General features: G+C 38.9%; 14 protein-coding genes. 11 read left to right on the forward strand and 3 right to left on the reverse strand.

Annotated elements, in window-relative coordinates:
• Window positions 1–122: 122 nt before the first annotated feature.
• The 3 genes from BIV20_RS03985 to BIV20_RS03995 all read left to right on the forward strand — a co-directional run bounded on the left by BIV20_RS03985 (window position 123) and on the right by BIV20_RS03995 (window position 2130).
• Complete coding sequence (locus BIV20_RS03985; protein WP_075718330.1) at window positions 123–1157, forward strand: hypothetical protein; 1035 nt, start codon at window positions 123–125, stop codon at window positions 1155–1157.
• Between the two features lie 32 nt (window positions 1158–1189).
• Complete coding sequence (locus tag BIV20_RS03990; RefSeq protein WP_075718332.1) at window positions 1190–1735, forward strand: DUF3877 family protein; 546 nt, start codon at window positions 1190–1192, stop codon at window positions 1733–1735.
• A gap of 143 nt (window positions 1736–1878) precedes the next feature.
• Window positions 1879–2130 (forward strand): hypothetical protein, encoded by a 252-nt coding sequence (locus tag BIV20_RS03995; RefSeq protein ID WP_075718334.1) that lies wholly within the window; start codon window positions 1879–1881, stop codon window positions 2128–2130.
• Between the two features lie 65 nt (window positions 2131–2195).
• Here BIV20_RS03995 and BIV20_RS04000 read toward each other — a convergent pair whose 3' ends face one another.
• From BIV20_RS04000 to BIV20_RS04010, 3 genes are all read right to left on the reverse strand, one after another.
• Entirely contained in the window at window positions 2196–2894 is a 699-nt protein-coding gene (locus BIV20_RS04000; protein ID WP_075718336.1) for a queuosine precursor transporter, read from the reverse strand.
• A complete protein-coding gene (locus tag BIV20_RS04005; RefSeq protein ID WP_075718338.1) occupies window positions 2894–3619 on the reverse strand; it encodes a radical SAM protein in 726 nt (241 codons plus the stop codon). The genes BIV20_RS04000 and BIV20_RS04005 overlap by 1 nt, the downstream gene beginning before the upstream one ends.
• A 138-nt stretch (window positions 3620–3757) precedes the next feature.
• On the reverse strand, window positions 3758–4147 hold the full coding sequence (locus BIV20_RS04010) for a hypothetical protein (protein ID WP_075718340.1): 390 nt from the start codon (window positions 4145–4147) through the stop codon (window positions 3758–3760).
• 30 nt (window positions 4148–4177) lie between these two features.
• Here BIV20_RS04010 and cbiD point away from each other — a divergent pair, with 30 nt between their 5' ends.
• The 8 genes from cbiD (at window position 4178) to BIV20_RS04050 (ending at window position 11909) form a co-directional block, all read left to right on the forward strand.
• On the forward strand, window positions 4178–5329 hold the full coding sequence (gene cbiD, locus BIV20_RS04015) for a cobalt-precorrin-5B (C(1))-methyltransferase CbiD (protein ID WP_075718342.1): 1152 nt from the start codon (window positions 4178–4180) through the stop codon (window positions 5327–5329).
• Window positions 5330–5333: 4 nt separating this feature from the next.
• Window positions 5334–5822 (forward strand): GNAT family N-acetyltransferase, encoded by a 489-nt coding sequence (locus tag BIV20_RS04020; RefSeq protein WP_075718344.1) that lies wholly within the window; start codon window positions 5334–5336, stop codon window positions 5820–5822.
• A 34-nt stretch (window positions 5823–5856) separates the two neighbouring features.
• On the forward strand, window positions 5857–6540 hold the full coding sequence (cobI, locus tag BIV20_RS04025) for a precorrin-2 C(20)-methyltransferase (protein ID WP_075718346.1): 684 nt from the start codon (window positions 5857–5859) through the stop codon (window positions 6538–6540).
• Between the two features lie 2 nt (window positions 6541–6542).
• Window positions 6543–7301 (forward strand): precorrin-4 C(11)-methyltransferase, encoded by a 759-nt coding sequence (gene cobM / locus BIV20_RS04030; protein ID WP_075718348.1) that lies wholly within the window; start codon window positions 6543–6545, stop codon window positions 7299–7301.
• Entirely contained in the window at window positions 7292–8293 is a 1002-nt protein-coding gene (locus BIV20_RS04035; protein ID WP_075718350.1) for a cobalt-precorrin 5A hydrolase, read from the forward strand. The genes cobM and BIV20_RS04035 overlap by 10 nt, the downstream gene beginning before the upstream one ends.
• A complete protein-coding gene (gene cobJ, locus BIV20_RS04040; RefSeq protein ID WP_075718352.1) occupies window positions 8286–9017 on the forward strand; it encodes a precorrin-3B C(17)-methyltransferase in 732 nt (243 codons plus the stop codon). Before BIV20_RS04035 ends, cobJ begins: the two co-directional genes overlap by 8 nt.
• A gap of 22 nt (window positions 9018–9039) precedes the next feature.
• Window positions 9040–11037 (forward strand): bifunctional cobalt-precorrin-7 (C(5))-methyltransferase/cobalt-precorrin-6B (C(15))-methyltransferase, encoded by a 1998-nt coding sequence (locus BIV20_RS04045; protein ID WP_075718354.1) that lies wholly within the window; start codon window positions 9040–9042, stop codon window positions 11035–11037.
• A gap of 80 nt (window positions 11038–11117) precedes the next feature.
• Window positions 11118–11909, forward strand: coding sequence for a helix-turn-helix domain-containing protein (locus BIV20_RS04050; RefSeq protein WP_075718356.1), 792 nt, complete (start codon window positions 11118–11120; stop codon window positions 11907–11909).
• Window positions 11910–11970: the final 61 nt, after the last annotated feature.

The raw sequence follows: 11970 nt of genomic DNA on the forward strand, positions 1-11970 counted from the left end.
ATGCGATTGTCAAGTGTTTTTGACAAAAAAGTGGGGGATTTTATAAAAAAAGGAATCTGAAAGCCTTATATTTACTGGCTTAAAGATTCCGAGAGATTATCATAACCAAACGGAGGATTGCAATGATAGAGTTGAAAAAGATTTATGAGGAAATTCAGGAAAAAATAGATAGATTAGATTTTGATTTATTATGGCCGGGATTTCATAAGAAGGAATTTGCTCTCTATAATGATGAAATTGTGGTTTTAAATGGAAAAGAATTTCCAAAAACGGAAGAATTTCTCGCCAATACTGCAATTATGTATGAGGGAAGATATATTGCAATCTGGTATTTAAAGGGAGCGATAGACATTACAATTTTGACCAGTAAAATTGTTCATGAAATGTTTCATGCGTACCAGTTGGAACAAAATGAACTGCGGTTTGCAGATGAAATAGAAGGATTAATGCATTATCGATATACACCGGAATATTTGCAGATACGGTATCGGGAGAATGTTCTTTTAAAAGAGTTGGGAGAACAATTTCAGGAAGAAAAGATGCAGGAGTTTTTAAGTTCCCGTAAGATGAGAAAAAGCCAGTTTCCATATGAATATCAGTATGAAACCGAGGTTGAAGCAATTGAAGGGGCGGCAGAATATGTAGAGTTACAGGTATTAAAAGTATTAGATGAGAAAAAATATCAAAAACGCTATATACATCTGATGGAAAATATGTTAAAAAAAGAGAAGCTGATACCTGCACGGGCGATTAGTTATGATACAGGTGCATTGTTTTTGCTGTTGTGTAAAGAAAATGGACTTCCGATTTCTAATGAGATAGGAAATACAACTGAAATTTTTTATGCAAAGTTAATTGAACAGGCAGAAGAGAAACGATTTTCAGGGGAAATAGATTATGATATTCAGAAAATGTGTCAGGAAAGGGAACAGGAACTGGAAAGAAAGGTATCGCATATCATATCTACAAGTCCTGAGGTCATAAGAGGAAAAATGGAGTTATGTGGATTTAATGCATATGCACCATGGTTTTATCAAGGGTACATTTATTCTGAAGGATTTTTGTCCTATAAAGACCGGGAACAAAAGAATTGTTATGGGAATTTCTTGTTTAAGTTTGAAAATAATTACATTACAGAGATATATCGAGAAGTATAAAGATAGAATGTAAAAAGGAAAGGTGGGAAGAGATGGCTGATGTTAAAGTAGAAGGATTGCAAAAAAATATTTATGATACCTTAAAGGAATGGGAAATCAAAATCGGTTACCGCAAGGAAGAGGTGCAGTTATATTATCCAAAAGAGTCTCTTTTGGAACTTTTAGAGGCAGAGGAAGAGAATCTGGAACAACAATTAGAAGGGTTCTGTAAGGCAGTAAAAAGAGAATTGGGCGATATTGCAATATATGAAACCAATGAAAAGGGGCGATATTGTGTCAGAGTTCCGGCACAAGGTGTTTCTTATATTCATGAACATATTCCGGAAAGTGAGTTTTTAAAAGCATTTTTAAAAACAGTAACAACTCCCGGTACCAAACTAGAGGATGTTGCTACTGTTTTTTATCAGTTTTCAAAACATGTTGTCATAGAAAAACAGGAAGAGCGGGAGTGGGGCATTTTCTTTTTAGAGGAAGAAATCGACCCTTATGTGTATTATGTGGAAGAGGATGATTTTGGCTTAGAGTATCATCGTTTCACAAAAGAAGCATATCAGAGGTTGAACCTAAAGAGATTATGAATATGATATTCTTTGTTATTCTTGTATTTTTATGTGAAATCTGATATTGTATATGAGTGAAGTAAAGAAGATGAATGAAAGAGTGAATATAATTTTGCCAGCACAAAAAGTATTCTTGTTTGAAAGAAAGGAAGATATAAGTTATGGCAGAAGAAACGAAATTGATTCTTGATGAAATTGGAGAATTGAAAACAGAAGTTAAATCTATTCAATTAACCTTGGAGAATGAGACAAATCGTAACATTAAGATTATTGCAGAGGGACATTTGGACTTGAGTAGAAAATTGGATGAAGCGTTAATGGTGGATAATGAGAAAGAAATGCTTTTAATCCGGGTAAACGTGTTAGAAAATGAAGTGAGAAAATTGAAAGAACGCATTGAGCGAATTGCATAAACTATGATTGCAAAAGACCGTTTGTCCAGCGTGGCAAACGGTCTTTGTTTATAAAATATGCAGTTTTATGATTTTTTCTTTTCGTATATGTGTCTTGCTAAATATACGAAAGGAGTATCTGCTACACTGGTTACTACGAAAATAATATAACTGGAAACCATAATGGAAATTAGGGTTTCGACTCCGTAAACACCTAAAAATGCTCCAAGGGTAAAAAGTACAGTGTTCATCAACTGAGAAATCAGAGTAGAGCCGTTGTTACGAATCCATAGGAATTTCTTGCTGTCTCCAAATTTTTTTGTAGTAAAGGCCCACCACTTATGGTATGCCCATACGTCGAACAATTGCACAATAACATAGACAATGATACCAACCAGCATCAGGCGTGGCGTATTAGAAAAAATAGTGCGGATGCTTGGCATTGCCCAATCATTTGCATTTGGTGTATAGAGAAGCCAGGAAGAACTGATAGGAATAAAAATCACTGAGGTTGCAATTCCAAGATAAACAGCTTTTTTTGCAGTTTTCTTTCCGTAAATTTCGCTGGAAATATCTGTTACCAGAAAAGTGGAAGCAAATAGAATATTTCCCAATGTCATTTCCATGCCAAAGGCATTTACAACAATTAGTGCTTCAATATTGGCAGCGATTGTGGCAATAATTGTCCAGAGATAAAGTCCTTGTTCCTGAAAAATATAAAAAGCAACAAGAACAGCAGAAAAAGTGAATATAAGTGATAAAATCAATAAAAGTTCGTTTGGCATTATTTGTTTCCTCCTACTCCAAAGTCTGTGTTTTCCATGAGAATATCTACTCGTGGATTGTCAATATAGCGTGGATAGAGATGCTCACGAAATAGAGCAATTACTCTTGGGTCCGGTTTGATTGGCATACGGTTTTCTACCATAATATTCACACATACCCGTTCAAAATGTTTTAGTCCTGTTTCGATGTCATGTTCCATGCTTTCTACTGTCTGTCCCGGAATTCCTTGTAACAAACAGACTTCATCAAAATATTTTGCAATATCCTCAGGGTTATCTGTATCGATTCCTTTTACCAGATAACTTTCCCGAAAGAGAGAATCGAAGGTTTCTACACCGATTTTTAGTTTCAGAGTAATCCCTTTTTTCAAAAAACGTTCTCGGAAAGCAGGAATTGCATCACGATGCATCCAGTGACATTCAAAATGAATTTCAGTAATCCCTTTTTCCAGACAAATGCTTTCTATCATATTGATAGTATCTGCATTCAAGTCTACGAAGCTACCGGAGTTGATGACCTCAAGCTTATGATATTGTCCGGTTATCTGTAAGAGCTGTTCACGGTTCAGGGTGAAGTTGGCAGCTTCATCCGAAGACTTGTCCAGATGATAGTCACAAAAACGGCAGCGTTTCCAAACACAGCCGGAGCCTCGTAGCATCACAATTTCTCTTGGGTTTTTTTCTGTTATTATAGAATAACGGATGGGGTCAAAAGTTTCTGTCATAATAATCCTCTTTCTGTTCGTGCATAAAAAAGGACACGTCCTTCAAAAAACGTGTCCATCCATAACAAAGTAAACAGAAGGCATTTCCTTCTGCAAAATCCGTAGTTTTGTTTAGAGACAGGATGGTCACGAACTGTCTTATCTTTTTTGAGCCTCTAACTCTTCAATACGCTTTTTTAATTGCGAGATTTCGTCAGCGTATCTAGCGTTTTCATCAGCGTATCTAGCGTTTTCAGCAGCATATTCTGCGATTTCTTTTTCCAATTCGTCAATCCGGAATCGATATTTGTCATTGGGAAGCTCGATTGCGCCATCCAGTAAAGGTTTCATTTTTTTACAACCTCCTACTTTTTCTAAATCTGCACAAATATGTGCGTAGAGAAGTTCGGTTAATTCCAGTAACTGTTTCGCATCATCTACCGTAATGTTGCCGAACTGTACATTTGCTTCGATACTTCCGATTATATCATGCTTAAGTTCCTCCTGCAACAATCGGATTCTTGCTACATTTTTGTTATTTTCTTGCAAGCTGTTCTTTCCAATGGTATGATAGGAAATATGAAAAACGGATTAGAAAACCAATACATCATAAAAGATAATAAAAAGCTCCGTATGGGATATACAACGGGGAGTTGTGCTGCTGCTGCTTCAAAAGCGGCAGCCCATATGTTACTTACGGGAGAAAATATTGCATATGTAAGTTTAATGACACCCAAAGGGATTAAACTTCATTTAGAGGTTTTGGATATTAAAAAGACAACGGATAGCGTTTCTTGTGCCATAGAAAAAGATGCAGGAGATGATCCGGATGTAACAGACAAACTCTGGATATATGCCAGTGTGTCAAAAAAGGCTCAGTGCGGAATCGAAATCGTCGGTGGAAAAGGGGTAGGTGTGGTAACAAAACCAGGATTGGAACAGCCGGTAGGAACTGCAGCTATTAATAAGATACCCCGGAAGATGATTACAGAGGAGTTAGAAAATATCTGTAAAGAGTGTGGGTATCAAGGCGGACTTCTGGTAGAGATTTCCGTACCAGAGGGAGAAAAAACAGCCGAAAAGACCTTTAATCACAGACTTGGAATCATGGGCGGAATTTCTATTCTTGGAACTACAGGGATAGTAGAGCCTATGAGTGAGACAGCACTTCTTGCAAGTATACGGGTAGAGTTGAATCAGCAGATACAAATAGGGCATAGAAGCCTTGTGATTACGCCTGGAAATTATGGAAGGGAATTTTTAAGAGAAAACTTTCCCTTTGACTTGGAATCTGCAATTAAATGTAGCAATTTTGTGGGTGATACCATTGATATGGCAATAGAATTAGGAGTAGAAAATATTCTCTTTGTAGCACATATCGGTAAGTTTATCAAGGTAGCCGGAGGGATCATGAATACCCATTCCAGAAATGCAGATGCAAGAATGGAGATTTTATGTGCTAATGCAGCGGTTGCAGGTGTCGATGTTAATGTATTGCAGCAGATAATGCAGGCAGTTACCACGGAAGAAGGCTTACGTGTGTTGAAAGACCAAGGTTATCTGGAAAAGACCATGGAGCTGGTAATTGAAAAGATACAGTATTATCTGGAAAAGAGAAGTTATGGGAAATGTAATATAGCGGTGGTACTGTTTTCGAATGAGCAAGGAGAACTAGGTAGAACGGAAAATTTCGAGAAAGTAGCAGAAGAGATACAAAAAGGAAGGAAATGATAAAATGGAGATTATAATAAAAGATATGACTGAAAATGAGATAGAAGGGAAAGCTTTTGTTCATTGGAAATCGTGGCAAGAGTCATATAAGGGGCTCGTTGATGATAACTATTTGAAGGAAAAGGTTACGCTAGAAGCTTGTAAAGAAATGGCATATAAGTGGCCGGATAATCTAATTGTTGCAATGGATGGAAGTAAGACGGTAGGTTTCTGCGGATATGGTAAATCTGAGAATAGTGATTTAAAAGATTGTGGAGAAATATTTGCTTTGTATGTGCTTAAAGAGTACCAGAACCAAAAAGTAGGATATACATTAATACAAGAAGCTTTGAGGAGATTGGAAAAATTTCCGAATATCGCAGTATGGGTATTAACGGGCAATGAAAAGGCTATAAATTTTTATAAGAGAGTCGGTTTTGCATTTGATGGTGTAACTCAAAAGATTGTTTTGGGAACTCCAAACAGTGAAGAAAGAATGATTTTACACAGATAAATAATGGAAACTGTTCCTACATTAAGGAGAAATTATGACAGGAAAATTATACGGAATTGGAGTAGGACCGGGAGATCCGGAACTCCTTACGCTAAAGGCAGTACGCCTCATAAAGGAATGTGATGTAATTGCAGTTCCGGGAAAACAAAAAGAAGAAACAGTGGCATACAAAATTGTAAAGCAGGCAGTACCGGAAATCGCAGAAAAGGAATGCTTAGAAGTCGATATGCCAATGACAAAGGATAAGGAAAAACTGGCACAGAGCCATAAAGCAGCTTTTGAAAAGGTATCACAGGTGTTGGATGCAGGAAAGAACATTGCATTTTTAACATTGGGCGATCCTTGTGTATATTCTACCTATATTTATATACATCAGAGAATCCAACAGGCAGGATATGAAACAGAAATTGTCAGTGGAATTCCATCTTTCTGTGCTGTATCAGCAAGGCTGAATCAGGGGCTTGTGGAGCGTAGTGAGATGCTTCATGTGATTCCATCTTCCTATGGAATCGAAGAAGGAATGAAGTTATCTGGAACCCGTGTATTGATGAAAGCGGGAAAAAAGATGGGACAGGTGAAGGAACAGTTGAAAAAAATGAATGTTCAGGCATCTATGATAGAAAACTGTGGCATGGAAAATGAAAAAATCTATCACAGTATAGAAGAAATACCGGAAGAAGCAGGCTATTATTCATTGATTATCGTAAAGGAGCAGTAGAAATGGTTTATTTTGTAGGAGCAGGAAGCGGTGCTCCGGATTTAATTACAGTGCGGGGACAAAAGCTGTTACAGCAGGCTGATGTAGTGATTTATGCAGGTTCTTTAGTAAATCCTGCATTGTTAGAAGAAACAAAGCCGGATTGTGAAATTTATAACAGTGCAAAAATGACCTTAGAAGAAGTAATCGAGGTAATGAAACGGGCACATCAACAGGAGAAAATGACAGTGAGGCTTCACACCGGAGACCCTAGTATTTATGGTGCGGTCCGAGAACAGATGGATATTTTGGAACAGGAAGGGATTCCTTACGAAAGCTGTCCGGGCGTTAGTTCCTTTTGTGGTGCAGCCTCTGCACTGAATCTGGAATATACCCTGCCGGATGTATCGCAAAGTGTCATTATTACAAGAATGGCGGGAAGAACTCCGGTGCCGGAAAGGGAAGAAATTGCAAGCTTTGCAGCGCATCATGCCACAATGGTAATATTTTTAAGTACCGGTATGTTGCCACAACTTCAGGAACGGTTGATGGCAGGGGGCTATGAGCCTGAGACTCCTGCAGCCATTGTGTATAAGGCAACCTGGCAGGAAGAAGAAAAATACATTTGTACTGTAAACACACTGGCAGAAACGGCACAGGAGCATAACATTACAAAGACAGCACTGATTATCGTAGGTGATGTGGTGACACATAGTAATTACCGTAGGAGTGATTTGTATCACCCTGAGTTTGAAACGGAGTTTCGAAAACCATGCAAATAGAAATCATTAGCTTCACAGAACAGGGAAGCCTGATAGTAGCAAATATAAAAAAAGAATTAGAATCATATGGAAAAGTGCAGGTTACCAATGGAAAAAAGATGGAACGGTCTTTGCAGGAATGGTGTGAAAATGCATTTTTGCATGCACAACTTTTGATTTTTGTGGGAGCCACAGGGATTGCAGTGCGAGCAATTGCGCCTTTTATAAAGGACAAATTTACAGATCCGGCAGTGCTTGTGGTGGACGAGAAGGGAAAATATGTCATTCCTATTTTGTCCGGTCATGTGGGAAAAGCCAATGAATATGCCGATTATCTTGCAGAGAAACTATCTGCAACAGCAGTGATTACTACAGCAACAGACTTGAATGGAAAGTTTGCAGTAGATGTATTTGCCCGGAAAAATCAGTTAGTAATTAGAGATAGAGCATGGGCAAAAGAAATCTCCGCAGGGATTTTACAGGGAGAAAAAGTTGGATTTTTCAGTGAAGGAAATGTGATTGGAGATATTCCAAAGGATTTGGTATTAAGGCAATCGTCAGAGGAAGAGCATCATATTTACGTAGGGATTCATACCTCAAGTTATCTGATTCCAAAAGCAGTAACCCTAGGAGTAGGATGTCGAAAAGGAAAGTCTGCGGAAGAATTAGAGCAGTTCATATTAAAGCAGTTAGAACAACAGCATATCGCATTAGAAAGTATTGCCTGTGTAGCTTCTGTGGATAAGAAGAAGGAAGAACCGGGGATTATTGCGTTTTGCCAAAAGTACGGGTTTGTTTTTCAGACCTTTTCCCCGGAGCAGTTAAAAGAAGTATCGGGAGAATTTACGGAGTCAGCCTTTGTGGAAGAAAATATCGGTGTGGGAAATGTATGCGAACGGGCAGCAGTCTGTGGACAAAATCATCAACCAAGCCATGTCATCTTGCCAAAAACAGCAGAAAATGGCATGACTCTTGCAATAGTAGAAAGAGAATGGAGTGTTACCTTTGAATAAATTATACGTAGTTGGAATTGGACCTGGGGCTTATGAAGATATGACCCTAAAGGCAATTAAAACATTAGAAAGCTGCGATGTTATTGTAGGATATACAGTATATGTGGACTTAGTGAAGGAGCATTTTGCAGAAAAAGAATTCCTCACCACTCCTATGCGTAAGGAAGTGGAGCGGTGTCGTCTGGCATTTGAACAGGCACAAGAAGGCAAAGTCACAGCCATGATATGTAGCGGTGATGCCGGAGTATATGGCATGAGTGGATTGATGTTAGAACTAGGAGCAGAATATCCGGATGTAGAAGTGGAAATTATTCCGGGAGTAACCGCAGCCTTAAGCGGTGGTGCAGTACTTGGAGCACCTTTGATGCACGATTTTGCAGTGATTAGCCTCAGCGATTTGATGACACCTTGGGAGACCATTGAAAAGAGATTACAGGCAGCAGCAGAATCAGACCTTGCCGTTTGTTTGTATAATCCTTCCAGTAAGAAACGGGCAGATTATTTGAAAAAAGCATGTGAAATCATGCTGAAAGCAAAGAAGCCGGAAACCGTCTGTGGTATTGTTTCTCAGATTGGCAGAAAAGGCGAGTACATGGAACTGTATTCCTTAGAGGAATTAAAAGATGTACAGACAGATATGTTTACAACCGTTTTTATTGGGAATTCTTCCACAAAAGAAATCAATGGAAAAATGGTAACACCAAGAGGGTATCGTATCTCTTAGAAGGACAGAGAGGAAAAGGCGCATGCAGGAAGTATTATTATTTTCGGGAACAAGTGAAGGAAGAAAGTTGGCAGAGATTCTAAGTGCTCACTCTGTAAAAGTGACCGTCTGTGTAGCAACAGAATATGGTCAGGAAGTAATGCAGGAATCAGAGTTGGTAGAAGCTAGAGTGGGGCGTATGAATCAGGAGGAAATGGAAGTCTTGATTCAATCAAAAGACTGGCTGGCAGTCATAGATGCTACTCATCCATATGCCAAGGAAGTGACAGAAAATATCAAGAAAGCATGTGAACATCAGAAAAGAGAAGTGTTGCGTCTGTTACGAAATAGCAGTGAGCGTGCGGAACATATTTATTATGTGGATTCGACAGAAGAAGCGGCAGAATATTTGAATCAAACCGAAGGAAATATTTTTCTTACTACCGGAAGTAAAGAAATTGCCAGATACATGGAACTGATAGAGGATACCTCAAGAATCTATGCAAGGATTTTGCCGGGAACAGAGGAATTGGAAAAGTGTCATGAACTGGGACTCAAGGGAAAACAGATTATCTGTATGCAGGGTCCATTCAGTGAAGAATTGAACCTTGCCATGATGAAGGAAGTAAATGCGGAATGGTTGGTAACTAAAGAGACTGCAGGAGCAGGGGGGTATCCGGAAAAAATTCGTGCAGCAGAGCGGGCAGGAGCAAGAGCTGTTGTAATAAAAAGACCGGAAGAAACCGGGTATTCCATGGAAGAAATATTGGAAAAACTCAGTATTTCACCCAAACAGGAAAGCAATGTCAGACAGGAAATTTCGCTTGTGGGAATTGGAATGGGAAACGTAGAAACACTGACATTGGAAGGTTATGAAACCATAAAAAAAGCAGACCTGTTGGTAGGTGCAAAACGTATGTTAGAATCCATACCGGAAGAACTCAAAAAAGGGGAAGTGCAATTTATTTCTTATAAGGCACAGGAGATTCTTTCTTATATTGAAAATCATCCACAGTATGAAAAGACAGCAGTTCTTTTGTCTGGAGATGTGGGATTTTACAGTGGAGCACATGCATTATTAGAGCAGATAAAGGCATTAGAGACGCAGGAAAATACACAATTTCAGGTAAAAATGGTGTGCGGTATTTCCTCTGTGGTATACTTTGCATCCAAACTTCAAATGTCATGGGAAGATATGCGGCTCATGAGTCTTCATGGACGCAATCAAAATGTAATTGGCGCATTGCAGAAGCATGAAAAAGTATTTATCCTGACGAATGGCGCGGAGGGAATCAGAACCCTCAGTAGAGAATTAATACTGTTTGGCATGGAACAAGTCAGACTCTATTTGGGAAGACAGCTTGGAAGTGACGAAGAAGAGATAGAAGAAGGAACGCCGGTGGATTTTCAAGATTATGATAAGGAAGGGCTTTGCGTGCTGGTGCTGGTAAATGCAAAGGCAAAGGAAGCCGTTATAACCCATGGGATTCCTGACCAAGATTTTTTACGGGAAAAGGTGCCTATGACCAAGGAAGAGGTGCGGAGTATTTCCTTATCCAAGCTGAGATTGCAGCGAGATTCCCTTGTTTATGATATTGGTGCCGGAACCGGAAGTATTTCTGTGGAATGCGCCCGAATGGTAGTGGATGGAACGGTATACGCTATCGAAAAAAAGCCGGAAGCATGTAAGTTAATTGAACAGAATAAGTATAAGTTTGCAGCGAGCAACCTTCATATTATAGAAGGAGAGGCGTCGGAAGCATTAGAAGAACTTCCTACACCTACTCACGTTTTTATTGGAGGAAGCAGTGGAAAATTAGAAGAAATTTTGAATATTTTGTGGGAAAAGAACCCCAAAGTGCGCGTGGTGATAAATGCTATTTCATTAGAAACTATTGCAGAAGTGACAAGACTGATAAAGAAATACGATTTTGCAGAAAAAGAAATTGTGCAGGTAACCGTGGCGAAGTCAAAGGAAATTGGAAGTTATGAAATGATGATGGGGCAGAATCCGGTATATGTGGTGACGTTGCGGCGGTAGTTGAGAAAACATAAACAGATAGTTGTTTTACGGAGACAAAAACCGGTGTTATAGTAAAAGAAAAACCGGAGGAAAAACGTATGGATATGGAACAATTTGGCGAATATTTGGCAGAGTGTCGCAGAAACAAAAAGATGACGCAGGAAGAATTTTCGTGTAGACTCGGGGTAACTGCCCAGGCAGTGTCGAAATGGGAACGAGGACAGAGTTTTCCGGATATTGGGCTTTTGAGTGGAATTTGCAAGATTCTGGATGCAGACCCTTGTGAGCTTTTAAATATTTCAAGGACAGAAATTCGGATAGAAAGTAATGACCGAAAAGAGCAGCAGGAACTGTTAAATAATCTCTGTGCAGAACCGTTACAGATTATTTTTGGTGAAGACCTGATACCGGTTTTTGTGGAAGGACTTAAAACAGAACTGGTAGCAGAAAAACGTTTGGAAACGGTAAGAAAAACAGGAATTCTTGTACCGGTCATCAGAATTCGCGATTCGGTGGAACTTGGAAACAGGGAGTATCGTATTACAGCATATGATAAGGTATTGCGTCAAGGAAGTGTAGAGCATATCACGGAAACTACTTACGAAACGCTAATAAGCGAAATCTTTGAACAGTGCAGACAGCATTATGATGTGGTATTAAACAAACAATTAGTCAAGAATCTGATTGATCATATCAGAGACGAATATCCGGGAGTAGTAGAAGGATTGGTTCCGGATAAGATTTCGTATCTTTTTGTGAAGAAGGTATTAGCCGAGTTGGTAAGAGAAAAGAAAAGTATTCACAATATGATTGGAATTTTAGAAGTATTAGAGGAAGAAGTAGTGGAAAAGGGCGTTACGGACATAAAGGAAATCGTAAAGTTGTTCTAAGTTCTTTCTGATTTCTATATACTAATAGTACAAATATAGAAGTAGGAAGGAATAGGACACA

Source organism: Roseburia sp. 499 (assembly GCF_001940225.2).
In the GTDB taxonomy this organism is placed as follows: Bacteria; Bacillota; Clostridia; order Lachnospirales; family Lachnospiraceae; genus Petralouisia.

Coding starts and splice junctions, on each gene's coding strand:
- BIV20_RS03985 (WP_075718330.1), top strand. CDS start 123: ATGATAGAGTTGAAAAAGATTTATGAGGAAATTCAGGAAAAAATAGAT.
- BIV20_RS03990 (WP_075718332.1), top strand. CDS start 1,190: ATGGCTGATGTTAAAGTAGAAGGATTGCAAAAAAATATTTATGATACC.
- BIV20_RS03995 (WP_075718334.1), top strand. CDS start 1,879: ATGGCAGAAGAAACGAAATTGATTCTTGATGAAATTGGAGAATTGAAA.
- BIV20_RS04000 (WP_075718336.1), bottom strand. CDS start 2,894: ATGCCAAACGAACTTTTATTGATTTTATCACTTATATTCACTTTTTCT.
- BIV20_RS04005 (WP_075718338.1), bottom strand. CDS start 3,619: ATGACAGAAACTTTTGACCCCATCCGTTATTCTATAATAACAGAAAAA.
- cbiD (WP_075718342.1), top strand. CDS start 4,178: ATGAAAAACGGATTAGAAAACCAATACATCATAAAAGATAATAAAAAG.
- BIV20_RS04020 (WP_075718344.1), top strand. CDS start 5,334: ATGGAGATTATAATAAAAGATATGACTGAAAATGAGATAGAAGGGAAA.
- cobI (WP_075718346.1), top strand. CDS start 5,857: ATGACAGGAAAATTATACGGAATTGGAGTAGGACCGGGAGATCCGGAA.
- cobM (WP_075718348.1), top strand. CDS start 6,543: ATGGTTTATTTTGTAGGAGCAGGAAGCGGTGCTCCGGATTTAATTACA.
- BIV20_RS04035 (WP_075718350.1), top strand. CDS start 7,292: ATGCAAATAGAAATCATTAGCTTCACAGAACAGGGAAGCCTGATAGTA.
- BIV20_RS04045 (WP_075718354.1), top strand. CDS start 9,040: ATGCAGGAAGTATTATTATTTTCGGGAACAAGTGAAGGAAGAAAGTTG.
- BIV20_RS04050 (WP_075718356.1), top strand. CDS start 11,118: ATGGATATGGAACAATTTGGCGAATATTTGGCAGAGTGTCGCAGAAAC.